A 16,019-nucleotide genomic window follows, 5' to 3' on the forward strand; every position below is an offset into this window, starting at 1 on the left:
GATGAATTACTCGTGTGAGGGATTGAGTGCGCGCTCGCGCTCGATTTTTTCGGCGATGCGCTTGCGCAGCAGCACCTTGCTGAGCTTGCCCGAGGCAGTCACCGGAAATTCCGGGACGATCTCGACACGCTCGGGCCATTTGAATTTGGCGATGCCATACGCCTCGAGAAAACCCGTCAGGTCCGGGAGCGTGACCGGCGGGCACTCCTCGCGCGGCATGATGAAAGCGCACACGCGCTCGCCATAGGCCGGGTCCGGCATGCCCACCACCGCCGAGGCCAGCACGCCCGGACATTGGTTGATGACGTTCTCGAGTTCCTCGGCATTGATCTTCTCGCCGCCGCGATCGACCACGTCTTTGGTGCGGCCCCGGAAAAAGTAATAGCGCTGGCCGTCGATGAGCTCGTAGCGCATCAGGTCACCCGAGCGGTAAAAGCCGTCGGAGGTAAAGCGATGCACGTCCTCGCGCTCGGATTTGTAGTAGCCGGCGATGGTGTACGGCCCTCGGAAAATCGCCTCGCCGATCTCGCCCTCGCCCACCTCCTCTTCGGTGCCCGGATGGACGATGCGCACTTCGTCGGCCGCGCACACGGGCCGGCCCACGGATTCGGCCAACACGTAATCGGAGTCGCCCGCGCGCGCGAACATGATCACGCCCTCGGTCATGCCGAAGATGTGATAGCAAGGCGAGCCGAGCACTTCGCTCAGACCGGCCGCATTCTTTGGTGCGATCAATTTTCGTTGCGCCCGGGCAGCCACGTCGGCGCGACGCATTTCATCGGCCACCCGGGCGAAGATCGGCCCCGCCAGGCCGTACCAGGTCGGCTGGAACTCGCGGATCAGGCCGCACAGGGTTGCTTGCGCGATGTCGGCGCATACCGTCACCGTTGCGCCGCACAGCAGGAACGGGCCGAAGAAGCACGCCATGTTCATGTTGTGCATCAACGGCGTCGGCATGAACAGCACGTCGTGCGCCGTATAGCCGTTCCACGCGGCCACCGCGTTCATGTTGAGCAGGTATTCGTTCTGGAAGCGCGGAATGATTTTGGGCACACCCGTGGTGCCGCCGGACAACTGAAACACCACTGCCTGGTACGGGTCGTGCTCGACCTCGGACAGCAGCGTCCGGGCCTCGTCGAGCGGCATGGCGTCGATCAGCGCCCGCATGTGGTGCGCGTTGCCGCGCCGCTCGCCGCGCGCTTGCACGATCAGGCGCAGCGACGGCACCTCGGACTGCATCTCCTGCGCGAAAGCGACGTCGTCGAATTTGGCATCGTCGCCCTGCACGAAATGCACCCGGGCTTCGGCCAGGTTGCCCAGATACGACACCTCGTGACGGCGAAACGCCGCCAGCGCGCAGATCGGAATCAAGCCGGCCTTGAGGCAGCCGAGAAAGGCGATCAGCAATTCCTGGCAATTGCCGCACTGGAAAAACACCCGGTCGAGCGGCCGCGCCCCCAGACGCAGCAGTGCCGCGCCGAAGCGGTCGGTCAGCGCGTCGAGTTCGCGATACGACAGCACGCCGTCGGGGCCGGCCACCGCCGTGCGCCCGGCATGTGTCTCGAAAGACGCGCGCAACGCCTCGGCCAATGTCGCCTCGGGCAGGATGCCGGACTCGACATAGCCGCGCAGACGGGTCATATCCGGATAGCGCACGCCGTCGAGCAATATGCGGGGACGATAGAGTTCTCGGTCAGACATGGTTCTCACTCATTCTAATTAGGACTTTACGCCAGACTCATTGCATGGCGTTCTGCAGCCAATCGGCGATATGCCGGCCCACCACCACGCGCCCCGACTCCTCGCCCTCGGACAGCGCCATGCCGTGGTGATTGCCGCGAACTCGCCGGTGCGTTTTGTGCGGCGCGCCGATGCTCGCGAAAATCGCCTCGATATCCCGCGGAAAGGTGCATTGGTCGCCGGTGTACTCCAGCAGGAGCGTGGGCACGGCGATCGCTCCAGCGCATTTGGCCAGCGTCGCGTTCGACGACAGGCCGGACCAGGTCGATAGCCACGACTCGGGCGTGACGATGCGTGCGAAGCCGACGCTGCCCCAATTGGAAACGAACGGATCGTTGCCCCATAGCGAGCCGGTCTCGCGGTCGGACGGGTCGATGCTGAGGTCCCACGCGCGCAAATCGGCATCGGTACGCCACACCTGGAAAATCGGCGCATGTCTGGCCAGGCGGCGATCGAGCGGATCCAGCGAACCGCCCTTCACGCGCTGGCGCGCCGCCAGCTTGCGTGCAAGGAGTTCGCGAGCCATCCGGTCGATACGCTCGACGCGCGCGACCTGCGCGGCGCGGTAACGTGTAACGAACTCCGGAGCGTAATGGCCGCGGCGGGCAGCCACATCGAAGCCGTTGGCCGGCGCGAACGGATCGAGCGCCGGGTCGGTGGCCATCGGGTCGTTTTCGTCGACCACGCTGGGATCGAGCCCGCTCATCAGCAACGCCCCCTGGCCCGGGTGCGGCGACACGAAAATCATGCCGTCGACCAGCGGCATATCGAGATGCATCAGTCCGGTCGAACGCCCGCCAGGAGTTTTGGCAATACGCTGTTCGGGCGCCAGGGTGGCCTGCTGGTTATAGAACGCATAAAGACCCGCACCGCCGGAATTGCCAAGCAGTACGATGTTTTCGTAGCCGGCTCGACGCAGGTGCGCGACACCCGCGGCCACGTCGAACAACGCGATCTCGTGCTCCAGGCGCAAGTCGTTGCCAATCGAGCGCGGCGCCTGGACCCAGCACGCGCAACCGGCATCGAGAATGAACGGCACGAGATAGTGCGTGACCGACATCTCGCGTGGATGCATCAGCGACACGACCGTTTTTTCCGCGCCGGTGGCGGTAAATAGAAAGCCGAGCGTCTTTTGTCCATCGGCCGTTTGCAGCGCATAGGGCTCAACCTTGTAGGGGCGCGCCATCAAGGCCGCATCCCAGTGCGCGCCGCGCAATCCCGCCGTTACATGAGAGGTGGCAAGGGGTTTCACGTCGACTCCGTCGAATAATTGATATGGTGTCAAATAGGTTAGACATTAATTGAGCCAGTGTCAATTAATTAATTGATGGCATCTCAAATATCCGTGTAAACTCTGACTCATATTGGTCCGGCCGGCGCGTCTCGCACCGGTCGGTCGACCGCCTCTTCGCTGAAATCGACGATGAAAACACCCACCAGGAAGCCCGCCGCTTCGCCCAAGGCAACGCCGCCGCGCAAGCGCGGCCGCCCGCCGAAGGTCGAGGCGCCGCTGGGCACCGCGCCGCTGCTGTCGCGCAATGCGCTGATCGATCATGCGGCAGCCATGACGCGGCACACGCCGCTCGATCAAATCTCGATGGTGCAGATCGCCAAGGACTTCGGCGTGGCACCGGGCCTGATTCACTATTACCTGGGCGGCCGGGAAGGCCTGATCTCGGGCGTGATGAACAAGTACCATCACGATCGGCTCGAAAAATTGCCGGCGCTCACCGGCGACTGGCGGCACGACGTGGAGGACATCGCCCGCATCAGTTTCGCGGCGGCGGCCGATGTGCCCGGCATCAGTCTCTACCTCGCCTCGCATAATCGCTTTCGCCTGTTTCAGGACGTGGGCCCAGGCGAGACCGACTACGGCATTGCGGTGTTCAATCACATCACCTCGGCGTTCCTGCAAGGCGGCTTTTCGCCGGAAGCGGCCGCGCTGGCGTATCACTTGCTCGCGCAATTCCTGTTGGCTTCAAGCGTGGCAGTGGCCGGCCGCCAATCGCCGGCCGAGCATCATCAGTTCATTCTGGAAAAATTCGAGGCCATCACCGACGCGCGCTTCGAAGCGGCCAAAGTGGTGGGGCGCGCGTTCTCCGCGCTCGATGCCGACCAGGCATTCAACGAGGGATTGAGATTGCTGCTCGACGGCTTCGCGTCGTGGCAGGCGCCCGTGGCGCAGGCGAAGACCGGCAAGGGCAAGCCGGCGGCACGCTCGACACTCAAGAAAATCGCCGGCTAGCCGGGCGTGCGGCCGCGGCACGCCAAAGCGTGCCCCCGACACCGCGCCGGCCGCGTTCGGCCTATCGGCGCTTGAGATTTTGCCGGGCGATCGGCGCCATCGTTTTCGCGACCGCGCGCAGGGTCGACAGGAAATTGGCGAATGCCGGCGAATCGCGCGTCTCGGCGCGCATGACGACGCCGACCGGCGGTAGCGCCCATTGATGGTCGAAGCGCAGAATGGCCAGGATACCGAGCGACGCGTAGTAATTCGCGACGCCCAGCGGCATCACGCCGACCATGTCGGTATCGCGCATGATCACGTTGTTGCACAACTCGGATAGCGACTCGATCGCGGCCGTCGGCAGGCTCAGGCCCTCGCTCATGAAGTAATGTTCCATGGCCTGCCGCAGCGGCGCCTCGCGGGGCGGGAGAATCCACGCCTGACGCGCCAGCACGCTCGCAGAAATCCGCCGCGCCCTGGCCAGCGGGTGGCCCACCCGGGCCACCACGCATACCGGCTCCTCGTGCAGCACCTCCCAGTGATACTGGCTGGATGCGGCCGGCCTGATCAGGCGCCCCAGCACGCAGTCGATCTCGCCGCGCCCGAGCGCGTTATACAGCACGTCGTTGGCGCCCTCCTGCAATTCGATCGTGATGCCGGGGTGGGTGGCGCGCAAATGCGCCAGCGCCTGCGGCACCAGCAACGGCAGCACCACCTGCTGCGCGCCCACGCGTATGCGGCCCGACAGGCCTTGCGTGAGGCTCTCGATTTCATCGCGCGCACCATCGAGTTCGGCCAGCAACAGCGAGGCCTTACGCAGTAGCGCGGCGCCGACCTCGGTCGGCGTAATGCCGCGGCGCGAACGCACGAAAAGCTGCACGCCGAACATGCCCTCGATTTCCACCAGCAATTTGCTGGCCGCCGATTGCGTCATGTTCATGCGCGCGCCGGCCCGATGCAGGCTGCGCGCTTCGTCCAGCGCCAGCAGCAGTTCCAGGTGCCTGATGCGCAGGCGCGAGCGAATCCGCTGGATGGGCGGCACATGAATTTCCGTTGTCATTCAGCTATTCCTATAGGTTGTCACTGACGCCGAATTCTTCATTAATTGGTTTTTATACCGCCCACTATACTGGCTAGAGAAAATCGATCAAGGAGACACCATGAAAATCACCATGCTCGGCACCGGCGCCGCGCTGCCCGACCCCGACCGCGCCCAGTCAGCCATTCTTCTGACGTTGAACAACGGCCGGCACTACCTATTCGACTGCGGCGAGGGTGCGACGCGCCAGATGGTGCGCGCGAACGTCGATCCCGCCTCGGTGGGCTTCGTGTTTTTGACCCACCTGCATCACGACCATATTTGCGACTACCCGTATTTCGTCATTTCGAGCTGGATGCTCAACAAGACCGGCGCACCGCTGCTGCTCGGCCCAAAGGGCACGCGCCATTTCGTCAATCATCTGTTCGAGCACGGCGCGTACCATACCGATTTCCAGGCACGCAGCGCCTATCCGGTGCGCCAGCAAAACCTCGAGGCGATGCGCCCGGAGGTGCTGGAGGTCAGCCCCGGCGTGGTCTTCGAAGACAATGACGTGAAAATTTCCGTCGACTGGGTCGAGCACCTGCCGCGCGAGGTTTGCGAATGCTTCGGCGTGCGGGTCGAGGCCGAGGGCAAGGTCATCGCCTTCAGCGGCGACACCGCGCCATGCGAGGCGATGGTCAATCTGGCCAGGGATGCCGATTTGCTGATCCACGAATGCACGTTCCCGGAGTCGTTCATCGCCCATCGCGCGAAAACCGGCGTGGGCACGTATTCGCACACCAGCCCGACGGCGCTTGGCGAGATTGCGACGCGCGCCAACGTAAAGGGCCTGGTTGCGACGCACTTCGGGCACTTCGATTCGACCAGCCCGGTGCTCAAGCGCGCCGCCGCCAAACATCTGCCGGTGGATCTGATGGGGCCGCATCTGATGGACGAGATCGTCGCCGATATTCGCAAGCATTACGGCGGCCCGTTGCGGCTGGCGCACGACCTGATGCGCATCGACCTCTAGCAACGGTTGGCATCGAAAAGCCGCACGAATAGCGGCGCATATACATCAAGGAGACAACACAATGACAAATCATACGGAGCGCGCGCTGCCCGCGCTTGGGTATGCGGCGATTATCGGCGGGGTGGCGATCGGCGGTTTCGTCGGGTTCGGCTGCTTCTTCTTCCCGAGCCTGATGATTTTCATGCGCCCTATTCTGGCGGAGTTTGGCTGGGGCCGGGCCGACCTGTCGCTGGCCTTTTCGGCCGCACTGCTGGGTTGCGGCATCGGCGCGCCGTTGTGCGGACATCTGATCGACCGCTTCGGCGTGCGGCCGGTGGCCCTCGCATCGGCCGTGCTGATGGGCGTGCTGATGTTCGCCCTGTCTTTCTTTCGCGGCACGCTCGCGCTGTTTGTCACGCTGACCTTCGCGATCGGTTTCATCGGCGCGCCCACCACGTCGCTCGGCTATGTCTCGGTGCTGCCGCAGTGGTTCAACCGGCGGCTCGGCGCGGCGATTGCCCTGGCCACGGTCGGCTATGGCCTGGGCCAATCGGTGTGGCCGGTGGTTTCCCAGCATCTGATTGCCTGGTCGGGGAGCTGGCGCGAGGGCTACCGGATCGTGTCGGCGTTTCCGATTCTCGGCGGCGTCATCGCGATGCTGCTGCTCAGGGAGCGCCGCCGGCCGGCGGCCCCGGGCGAGACGGGCCTTGGCGCGGTCGGGCTGACGGTGGCGCAAGGCGTGCGCGGGCGTCATATGTGGACCATGCTGATCGCCTTCTTTCTGGTGTCTGCCTGCGCGCTCGCGTTCGAGCCGCAGATCCCGCTGCTGCTCACCGATCGCGGCTTCACGGTGGCTCAGGCGGCCCAGGGGCCCTCGCTGGTCGGCCTCGGGTTTCTGATCAGCCGCCTGCTGTGCGGCGTGCTGGTCGACATTTTTCCGGCAACCCTGGTGTCGTGTTTCTTCTTCATGATGAGCGGCATCGGCTTCTGGCTTTTCCACGACACCAGCAGCCTGGCGCTGCTCAGAGTCGCTTGCGTATTGGTTGGCTTCGCGATCGGCACCGAGCAGGACATGATGGCCTATCTGGTGCGCCGCTATCTCGGCATGCGTGCCTTCGGCACCTTCTTCGGTTTCAACATGGCGGCCTTCTGCCTGGGCGGTGTGGCCGTGCCGCCGTTGCTGGGCCTGTACTACGACCACTATAAGAACTACTCGCTGCCGCTCTACGTGATGATGGGTTGCATGTTCCTGGCCGCCCTGCTGGTCACCACGCTCGGCCGCTACCAATTCGCCGCGCACGTCAAACGGCATTCATCCGAGACGCTCGGCGAGCCACTCGCACGCAGCAGCTGAGCGCCCCGGGGCGCAGCCCGCCCCATCCTTTACAACACATCGAATCAGGATTCCCGCGTGGAATCCCAGGAGACTTTTATCGTGAAAAACAGGCACGCGGCGACCTTCGCCCTGACCACGCTGGCCATACTGGCCGCGCTTCCCACCCTGTGCGCGGCGCAGGGCAACGTCACGCTGTACGGCATCGTCGACACCGGCGTGGCCTACCTCAGCAACCAGGGCGGCGGCCAGGCCTGGAAAACGCAATCGAGCAACCTGAGCGGCAGCCGCTGGGGGCTGCGTGGCGCGGAGGATCTCGGCGATGGGCTGCAAGCGATCTTCCTGCTGGAAAACGGCTTCGACATCAACAGCGGCGCGATGGCGCAGGGTAAAAGAGAATTTGGCCGCCAGGCCTACGTCGGGCTCAAGAGCCGCCGATACGGCGCCCTGACCTTCGGACGTCAGTACGAATCGGTGCTGCAATACGTCGGGCGCCTGAGCTCGGCGGCGCAATGGGCCTCGATTGTCGGCGCCCACGTCGCGGGCATGGACGACCTGGCGCCGGCCTTTCGCGTGAACAACGCGATCAAGTACACCAGCGTCAACTACAACGGCTTCAGCTTCGGCGGGCTGTACGGCGCGAGCAATCAAGCCGGCGAGTTCGCGACCAACCGGGCATGGAGCCTGGGCGCACGCTACTCGCACGGCCCGCTGGTGCTGGCACTCGGATATTTCGTGCTCAATCACCCCGCCGCGCCCGGCACGGCGGGGGCGGTCGGCGCCTCCGGCGCGGGAACGGGCTCGGACTATCGCGGTGCATTCGCGCTCAAGGCGCTCGACGGCAGCGGCACGATCACGCGCCATCAGACCTTCGCGGCCGGCGGATCGTACATTGCTGGGCGCGCCACTCTGGGCCTGGTATATAGCCATGTCTTGTTCGATGCGACAGGCGCCTCGGCCCGGGCCGATAACTATGAAATCAATGGCCGTTACCAGGCGTCGCCGGCCTTGCTGCTGGGCGCCGCCTACGTCTACACCGACGGCCGCTCGGACACCGGGCAGCGGCCGAAGTACCATCAGATCAACCTCGGTGCCGACTATTTTCTTTCGAAGCGCACCGATCTCTATCTGGTCGGGCTGTATCAGCGCGCCGCCGGCGACGCGCAAAACGCCGAACTCAACATGCTGCCCGCCTCCAGCACCAACGTGCAGACCGAAGTCATGGCCGGCATTCGCCACGTGTTCTGAGCCGGCACATCGCTCGCGGTCCGGGCTTGCGCCCGATTGCCGGCAAACGCCGCCCCGGCGATCGTCTCGCGCCAGGTGCGACGCCGGGCTTACCCTCGCGCCGGGATCTCCAGGCCTGTCTTGACCGCCGGGCGCGCCAGGAACGCATCGAGCGAGCGCGTAACGTGCGGGAAGCCGGCGATGCCGACCAGATCGGCCGCCTCGTAAAAGCCGATCAGATTGCGCACCCACGGGAAGGTGGCGACGTCGGCGATCGTGTAGGCGTCACCCATGATCCACTGGCGCGTGGCGAGCCGATCGTTCAGCACGCCCAGCAGGCGCTTGGCCTCGCCGACATAGCGGTCGCGCGGGCGCTTGTCTTCGTACTCCTTGCCGGCGAATTTGTTGAAGAAGCCGACCTGGCCGAACATCGGGCCGATGCCGCCCATCTGGAACATCAGCCACTGAATGGTTTCATAGCGCCCGGCCGCATCGGCGGGAATGAGCTGCCCCGTCTTCTCGGCCAGGTACAGCAAAATCGCGCCCGATTCGAACAGCGGCAGCGGCTTGCCACCCGGCCCGTTCGGATCGATGATCGCCGGAATCTTATTGTTCGGGTTGAGCGACAGGAACTCGGGCGACATCTGGTCGTTGGTGCCAAAACTCACCAGATGCGGCTCGTACGGCAGGCCGGTTTCCTCCAGCATGATCGACACCTTCACGCCGTTGGGCGTGGGCAGCGAATACAGCTGAATGCGCTCGGCATGCTGCGCGGGCCATTTCTTCGTGATCGGAAAAGCGGACAGATCGGACATGGGATTCCGTCAGGGTGTCTTGCCGCCAAAGCGCAGCGCGCGAGCGCGGCGCAGGCGTGGGGATGGGCCAGGACATCGGACCGTCAATATAAACCCTCACGGGAAGTTTTGCTTTGGACTGCCTGGCCCATCGCCCATGATGCCCGAGCCGGAGCGGGCGACAGGCCACGCATGACGCGCATGACGCGCCGCGAGATTCAGGCGCTTCGGTCTATTCGGTGAATCGGTCGAAGACTTCGATGCCCGTTGCGAGTCAGGCAAGGGGCTCGGACGATGAAGATGAGGCGCGGTGGGCGCCGCATTTGACCGCCGGGTTACTCACCGGCGTGCGGGGGATGGCCGGGTCGGCGGCAGACGAACTACCTCGGCAGGCGGATTGAGCGGCAGCCGAGCAAGGGCGCCGCACGCCGGCCAACACCGCTGCCATGGGGGGCACGTGAAGCCGGTAAGCACGACGCCAGGCAATGCACATGGGGATCAACGCTCCAGATCGGCGCGCCGCCGCTGGTACTCGTCGGCGTCTATCTCGCCGCGCGCATAGCGTTCGTCGAGAATGTCGAGCGCCTTGCTGCGGCGCTCGTGCCGTTCGGGCCCGATGCCGGTGGCGCGACGCGTCAGCATGAGAACCACTGCGACGAAGACCACGATGAGCAGAATCATCATCAGGAATCCAAACCCACCCATCATGCCGTATCCGAAGCCGCCAGGATGTCCAAACCACATGATCGATTACTCCGGTTAGCGCCCAACGTGAAATTGAGGATCGCTTTTTATTTACGATAGTCGTGCAATGCCGCTTGGTTCATGACTTGCATCAACGATCCCTACGATCCCGCGCCTGCACTTTCCTTTGATCCATCCCCGCCTCTCGCAGCCAGCCGCTCAGATGCCCAGCCGGCGCAGCCGCAAGGCGTTGCCCACCACCGAGACCGAACTGAGCGCCATCGCCGTCGCCGCGATCACGGGCGAGAGCAGGATGCCGAAGAACGGATACAGGACGCCTGCGGCAATGGGAACGCCCAGCAGGTTGTAGACAAACGCGAAGAACAGGTTCTGACGGATATTGCGCAGCGTGCCGCGGCTCAGGCGCCGCGCCCGCGCGATGCTGCGCAGATCGCCCTTGACCAGGGTCACCCCGGCGCTTTCCATCGCCACGTCCGCGCCCGTGCCCATGGCGATGCCCACTTCGGCCTGAGCCAGCGCGGGCGCGTCGTTCACGCCGTCACCGGCCATCGCGACGAAGCGCCCCTCGGCCTGCAGCCGTTTGATGGTCTGCGCCTTCTGATCGGGCAGCACCCCGGCGATGACCTCGTCGATCCCCAAATGACCCGCGACGGCCCTGGCGGTGGTCTCGTTGTCGCCAGTCAGCATCACGATGCGCAGGCCCTCGTCGTGCAGATCGCGGATGGCCTGCGGTGTCGTTTCCTTGACCGGATCGGCCACCGCGACCAGGCCGGCGACTTGCCCATCGACCCCGAGAAACATGGCGGTGCGGCCCTTGGTGCGCTGCGCCTCGGCCTGATCGGCGAGCGCGGCCGTATCGACCCCCTCGTCCTCGAGCAGCGCCGGATTGCCCAGCAGCACCCGGCGCCCGGCGAGGTCGCCCGTCACGCCCTTGCCCGAGACCGATTCGAAGCCTTGCGCGCTCTCCAGCTCGAGCCCCTTGTCCTGCGCGCCCTGCACGATGGCGGCGGCAAGCGGGTGCTCGCTGCCGCGCTCCAGGCTGGCAGCCAGGCGCAGCACCTCGTCGGCGCCAAAGCCGGCCGCGGGCACCACCTCCTGCAGCCGCGGACGGCCTTCGGTGAGCGTGCCGGTCTTGTCGACCACCAGGGTATCGACGCGGCGCAGCGTCTCGATCGCCTCCGCATTCCGGAACAGCACGCCCACCGAGGCACCCTTGCCGCTGGCCACCATGATCGACATGGGAGTGGCGAGCCCCAGCGCACAGGGGCAGGCAATGATCAGCACCGCGACGGCGTTGATGACCGCGTAGGCCATCGCCGGCGCCGGGCCGAACACGGCCCAGACGACAAAGGTGACGATAGCCGCCAGCACGACCGCCGGCACGAAGTAGGTCGCCACGACGTCGGCCAGGCGCTGGATCGGCGCGCGGCTGCGCGAGGCTTCGGAAACCATGTGCACGATCTGCGCCAGCAGCGTGTCGGCGCCCACCCGCCGTGCCTCGATGATCAGCGTGCCGCTGCCGTTGACGGTGGCGCCGACCACCTTTTCTCCCGGCGTCTTCTCGGCCGGGATCGACTCACCGGTCAGCATCGATTCGTCGACCGACGAGCGCCCTTCGAGCACCACGCCGTCGACCGGCACCTTTTCTCCGGGACGCACGCGCAGCCGGTCGCTGACCTGAATCCGGTCGAGCGCGACATCCTTTTCGCTACCATCGGCCTCGACGCGCCGCGCCAGCTTGGGCGCCATGCCCAGCAGCGCGCGGATCGCCGCGTTGGTGCTGCCGCGCGCGCGCAATTCGAGCACCTGCCCGAGCAGCACGAGGGTCACGATCGTCGCGGCCGCCTCGAAATACACGCCGACACGCCCCGAGCCCGGATCGCGAAACGCCGGCGGAAACAGCCCGGGCAGGGTCTGGGCCACCACGCTGTAGCCGTAAGCCACCCCCACGCCCAGCGCGATCAGCGTGAACATGTTGGGATTCCACGTGACGATCGAGCGCCAGCCCCTGGCAAAGAACGGCGCGCCGCCCCACAGCACCACCGGCGTCGCGAGAGCGAATTCGATCCAGGAAAAATACGACGCCCCCGGCAGCCCACCGAAATGCATCCCCGGCATGTCGCCGGCCATGGCCAGCGCAAAGAGCGGCACGCTCAGCACCAGGCTCACCCAGAAGCGGCGGGTCATCGAATCCAGTTCCGGGTTCTGCTCTTCGCTGGCCTGAGCGGCTCTCGGTTCGAGCGCCATGCCGCACTTCGGGCAGACCCCGGGTTCCGGGCGAACGATTTCAGGATGCATCGGGCACGTCCATTCGGCGTGGCTCGCCGCCGGCATCTTCGGCTCGAGTGCCATCCCGCATTTCGGGCACGCGCCTGGCGACGAGCGCTCGATTTCCGGGTGCATAGGGCAAGTGTAAATTGCCCCGTGGGTTGCTGCATTCATCGCGATTCTCCGTTGATGAGCGAGCTGGCAAGGCATCAAAAGGTCAGCCTCGGAAACGATATGGCCATGCTAAACCTTCCTATCGCCGGAAAGTCAAGGTGCGGTCAAGCCGTTTTGAGGAGAATCAAGCGCGGCAAAGTCAGAATTCACCCGCGTGAAATGCTTCGCAGTTTCAGCGGGTTCGGGTAACGCAAGCACACGAGCGTGCTTGACCGCCCCACGGCCGCGGCGCTATGCTGGCCGCGCAACTGAAACAGCAGTTGCCGGGTTTGGCGACCCTATCCACAAAGGAGCGAACGGCCGCATTGCGGCCGTTGTCGCTCGTGCCGCCTTTGCGTGCCACTTCCATGGCGGGCCTTGGCGGGGAGACCTTCGGGTCTGCCGGTTCCTTTGTGCCGGTTCGCCAACCCTGCCTCGCGCCCGCCACCCTCATTTCGCGATGAGGAGCGGGAAGTATCTGCAACAAAGGGAGATTCTATAAATGGCTCGCAGCCCCGCTCGTTCCGAGCATTCTTTTTCCACTTCCATCGATTCAGAAGTCGTTCGTCGCGCTCGGCATTTTGCTCAGGCATCTGCAAGCGGCGATGACACGATCGTTGATCGGCAGCCACTGAACGGCGATGCCGCTCGCTTCGATTCGTCGCCGGCGATGCCCGAGCACGTGCGGGATGGGTTGAATACCGCGTATGACGCGCTTTGCGCGATTCGGGCGATTTCATCGATTCTCGTTGCGAATCAGACCGAAGGCTCGGGCGATGAAGACGGCGCACCGTTGGCGCCCCATTTGGCGGCCGGGTTGCTCACTGGTGTGCGGGTAATTGCCGGGTTGGCGGGGGACGAGCTTTGTCGGGTAGCGGATTGGGGCGATGAAGCGTAAGGGCGTCGGACGGGAGACTTCGTTCGTGCCGTGCCGCCGCCCCCAACCATAGAACTTGTGCGGCGATCCGCTCCGCAAGAAAGTCGACAAGCCCCCTTACCCGGCGAGGCAGTGCGCAGCCGGCCATACCAGATGCACGGGGAAGGGCTTCGGCTCAAATTCGGCAAGGATGACTTCCAACTCGTGCGTAAGAGCCCCATTCCATCCAGGCTATGCCTTCACCCACCATCACCCGTACGCTGTCGAGATACAACGGGCGTTCAATGCCCTCTCAATCGGAGGCGTGCCCATGCCTGTGCTAAAGTCCACGCGTGCATATTCCATTCCAAGGAGTGCCAGATGACTGCATCAGCCGCCGTTTTTGCTATTGTTGCCGCGCTTTGGCTGGGCGCCATGATTCCGGGGCCCAGTTTCGTGCTAGTCGCACGCAATGCGATCGGCCTGTCCCGTCGTGATGGACTGGCGACTGCTCTCGGGATGGGGCTGGGAGGTATATTTTTTGGCGGTGTCGCGCTCGCCGGGCTCTACACACTTTTACAGGCCGTCGAATGGCTCTACATCAGCCTAAAAATCGCGGGCGGCGCGTATCTGCTTTTCGTTGCGTCAAAGATATGGCGCGGTGCTGGCCGTCCGATTACGGTCGATGGCATGCTTACCCCCCTGTCTGGCAGTGCGCGCAAATCGTTCTGGATGGGCCTGACGACTCAGCTAAGCAATCCCAAGACAGCCATCTGGTACGGTAGCATCTTTGCAGCATTACTTCCTCAGCATCCGCCGCTCTGGTGCTATTTCGCACTGCCGCCCCTGGTGTTTGCAGTCGAATGCGGATGGTACACGGTCGTCGCGCTGTGTTTTTCAAGCAAGGCGCCTCGCGAAATGTATTTGCGAGCGAAGAAATGGGTCGATCGGATTGCTGCCTGTGCCATATCGGCACTCGGACTGCGTTTGATTCTTGACGCATCCAAGGTTGGCATCTGACGCGGACCGTATCCGGAAGCTGAGGCTCGCTCGCGCAATCGCGCACCTTCAGTGCGCGGCCGGCATCTGCCCGCCACCGCCCTTGACTGGCCGGGTCAGCCAAATCAGCGGGATGATGGCAACGAAAATGATGCCCGACACCCAGAACACATCGTTCAAACCCAGCATCGCGGCCTGGGAGACGACACCGCGTTCGAAGATTCCCAGCGCCTGGGCGGGGCCGACACCGGTGGCAGCCTGCACCGCATGCAGCGATTGCGTGAACACCGGGTTGTCAACGCTGGCCTGTTCGGTCAACCGGACATGATGCAAGATGCTGCGCTCGCTCCATAGCGTGCCGGCGAGCGAAGTCCCGACACCTCCGCAAAAGATCCGCGCGAAATTCGACAAGCCGGCCGCAGCCGGTATCTTCTCGGCCGGCAGACCCGACAGGATGATGGCCGTCAACGGCACGAAAAACAGCGCCGTCGGAATGCCCTGCAGTAGCGTGGGCAGCACCAGTGTCCAGGTGTCGACCGACGTGGTGTAGTCCGAGCGCATAAAAAATACCCCCGCGAAGCCCAGAAACGCGAGCGTCGACAGCGTCCGCGCATCGACCTTGGGCATGACCTTGCTCAACACCGGCAGCAGGATCACCGCGAAAATTCCCAGCGGCGCGGTGACTAGTCCGGCGTTGAACGACGGGTAGCCGAGATACTGCTGCATCCACTGCGGCAGCAGCACCAGGTTCGAAAAGAACACCGCATAGGCGATCGAGATCGCGATGGTGCCGCCGCGAAAATTGCGTCCGGCAAACAACCGCACGTCAATGATCGGGTGGGCCTCGGTCAGCTCCCAGATCAGGAAGAACACGAAACCGACCAGCGCCACGATCGCCAGCACGACGATCGTCGACGAATTGAACCAGTCGAGATCCCGGCCCTTGTCGAGCATGATCTGCAACGCCGCCACCCAGACCACCAGGGCGCCGAGCCCGACCTTGTCGATCGGCAGGCGGCGTGTGGCGGTCTCGCGCGAACGGTAGATGAACCACGTCACGGTCGCCGCGAACAGACCTACCGGAATATTGATGTAGAAGATCCACGACCACGAGTAACTGTCGGTCATCCATCCGCCCAGCAACGGCCCCGCGATGGGGCCGACCGTGGCCGTCATGGCCCACAGCGCCAGCGCCGTCGAACTGCGCTCCTTCGGATAAGAGTTGAGCAGGATCGACTGCGACAGCGGAATCAACGGGCCGGCGACGGCGCCCTGCAAGACTCGCGCGGCCAGCAGCATCGGCAAACTCGGCGCGATGCCGCACAGCCACGACGAGGTCACGAACAGCAGGATGGCGCTGACGAACAGGCGGATTTGCCCAACGCGCTGTGTCAGCCAGCCGGTCAGCGGAATCGAGATGGCGTTGGCGGCGGTAAACAGCGTGATGACCCACGTGCCTTCATCCACCGAGACACCGAGATTGCCCGAGATGGTGGGAATCGCGACGTTGGCGATCGACGAGTCGAGCACCACCATGAACGTCGCCAAGGCGACGGCCACGGTCGCCAGTATCAGTTGTGCGCCGGCCAGCGGTGCGGCGGTCTCGGAGGTCTCGGCGGTCTCGGCGGTCTCGGAGTGTGCCATCGTACCCTCGCTCAGTTGGTGTGGCACGCAGGCGCACCAG

Annotated in this window: 13 protein-coding genes; 6 read left to right on the plus strand and 7 right to left on the minus strand. The window is 64.4% G+C overall.

Translation table 11 applies throughout. The annotated features are described in order from the left end of the window. Window positions 1–6 precede the first annotated feature (6 nt). On the minus strand, window positions 7–1,701 hold the full coding sequence (locus PATSB16_RS17250) for an AMP-binding protein (RefSeq protein ID WP_047215283.1): 1,695 nt from the start codon (window positions 1,699–1,701) through the stop codon (window positions 7–9). Between the two features lie 37 nt (window positions 1,702–1,738). Further along, window positions 1,739–2,926: an alpha/beta fold hydrolase gene (locus PATSB16_RS17255; RefSeq protein WP_047216697.1), complete on the minus strand. Its 1,188-nt coding sequence runs from the start codon at window positions 2,924–2,926 to the stop codon at window positions 1,739–1,741. 237 nt (window positions 2,927–3,163) lie between these two features. Between PATSB16_RS17255 and PATSB16_RS17260 the strand changes: the two genes are divergently transcribed. Beyond that, a complete protein-coding gene (locus tag PATSB16_RS17260) occupies window positions 3,164–3,985 on the plus strand; it encodes a TetR/AcrR family transcriptional regulator (protein WP_047215284.1) in 822 nt (273 codons plus the stop codon). Between the two features lie 61 nt (window positions 3,986–4,046). Here the strand turns inward: PATSB16_RS17260 and PATSB16_RS17265 are convergent, their stop codons facing one another. Then, on the minus strand, window positions 4,047–5,027 hold the full coding sequence (locus PATSB16_RS17265) for a LysR substrate-binding domain-containing protein (RefSeq protein ID WP_047215285.1): 981 nt from the start codon (window positions 5,025–5,027) through the stop codon (window positions 4,047–4,049). 100 nt (window positions 5,028–5,127) lie between these two features. Between PATSB16_RS17265 and PATSB16_RS17270 the strand changes: the two genes are divergently transcribed. The 3 genes from PATSB16_RS17270 to PATSB16_RS17280 all read left to right on the plus strand — a co-directional run bounded on the left by PATSB16_RS17270 (window position 5,128) and on the right by PATSB16_RS17280 (window position 8,581). Then, window positions 5,128–6,021 (plus strand): MBL fold metallo-hydrolase, encoded by an 894-nt coding sequence (locus PATSB16_RS17270; protein ID WP_047215286.1) that lies wholly within the window; start codon window positions 5,128–5,130, stop codon window positions 6,019–6,021. Window positions 6,022–6,082: 61 nt separating this feature from the next. Continuing rightward, entirely contained in the window at window positions 6,083–7,354 is a 1,272-nt protein-coding gene (locus PATSB16_RS17275; protein WP_047215287.1) for an MFS transporter, read from the plus strand. An 81-nt stretch (window positions 7,355–7,435) separates the two neighbouring features. Continuing rightward, entirely contained in the window at window positions 7,436–8,581 is a 1,146-nt protein-coding gene (locus tag PATSB16_RS17280) for a porin (protein ID WP_237170252.1), read from the plus strand. 89 nt (window positions 8,582–8,670) lie between these two features. Here PATSB16_RS17280 and PATSB16_RS17285 read toward each other — a convergent pair whose 3' ends face one another. The 3 genes from PATSB16_RS17285 to PATSB16_RS17295 form a co-directional block, all read right to left on the minus strand. After that, the gene (locus tag PATSB16_RS17285; RefSeq protein ID WP_047215288.1) at window positions 8,671–9,375 is read right to left on the minus strand and encodes a glutathione S-transferase N-terminal domain-containing protein; all 705 of its coding nucleotides are present in this window, start codon (window positions 9,373–9,375) and stop codon (window positions 8,671–8,673) included. Window positions 9,376–9,852: 477 nt separating this feature from the next. Continuing rightward, a complete protein-coding gene (locus PATSB16_RS17290) occupies window positions 9,853–10,098 on the minus strand; it encodes an SHOCT domain-containing protein (RefSeq protein WP_047215289.1) in 246 nt (81 codons plus the stop codon). A gap of 159 nt (window positions 10,099–10,257) precedes the next feature. Then, a complete protein-coding gene (locus PATSB16_RS17295; protein ID WP_047215290.1) occupies window positions 10,258–12,462 on the minus strand; it encodes a copper-transporting P-type ATPase in 2,205 nt (734 codons plus the stop codon). A 520-nt stretch (window positions 12,463–12,982) separates the two neighbouring features. On the opposite strand from PATSB16_RS17295, the gene PATSB16_RS20935 reads away from it, so the two are divergent. Both PATSB16_RS20935 and PATSB16_RS17305 read left to right on the plus strand, forming a co-directional pair. After that, window positions 12,983–13,378: a hypothetical protein gene (locus PATSB16_RS20935; protein WP_156884796.1), complete on the plus strand. Its 396-nt coding sequence runs from the start codon at window positions 12,983–12,985 to the stop codon at window positions 13,376–13,378. A 339-nt stretch (window positions 13,379–13,717) separates the two neighbouring features. Further along, a complete protein-coding gene (locus PATSB16_RS17305; protein ID WP_047215292.1) occupies window positions 13,718–14,356 on the plus strand; it encodes a LysE family translocator in 639 nt (212 codons plus the stop codon). A 48-nt stretch (window positions 14,357–14,404) separates the two neighbouring features. On the opposite strand, the gene PATSB16_RS17310 is transcribed toward PATSB16_RS17305, so the two are convergent. Further along, window positions 14,405–15,979 carry a DHA2 family efflux MFS transporter permease subunit gene (locus PATSB16_RS17310; RefSeq protein ID WP_047215293.1) on the minus strand — a complete coding sequence of 525 codons (1,575 nt, stop codon included), beginning with the start codon at window positions 15,977–15,979 and terminating at the stop codon, window positions 14,405–14,407. Window positions 15,980–16,019: the final 40 nt, after the last annotated feature.

It is taken from the genome of Pandoraea thiooxydans (assembly GCF_001931675.1).
GTDB lineage: Bacteria > Pseudomonadota > Gammaproteobacteria > Burkholderiales > Burkholderiaceae > Pandoraea > Pandoraea thiooxydans.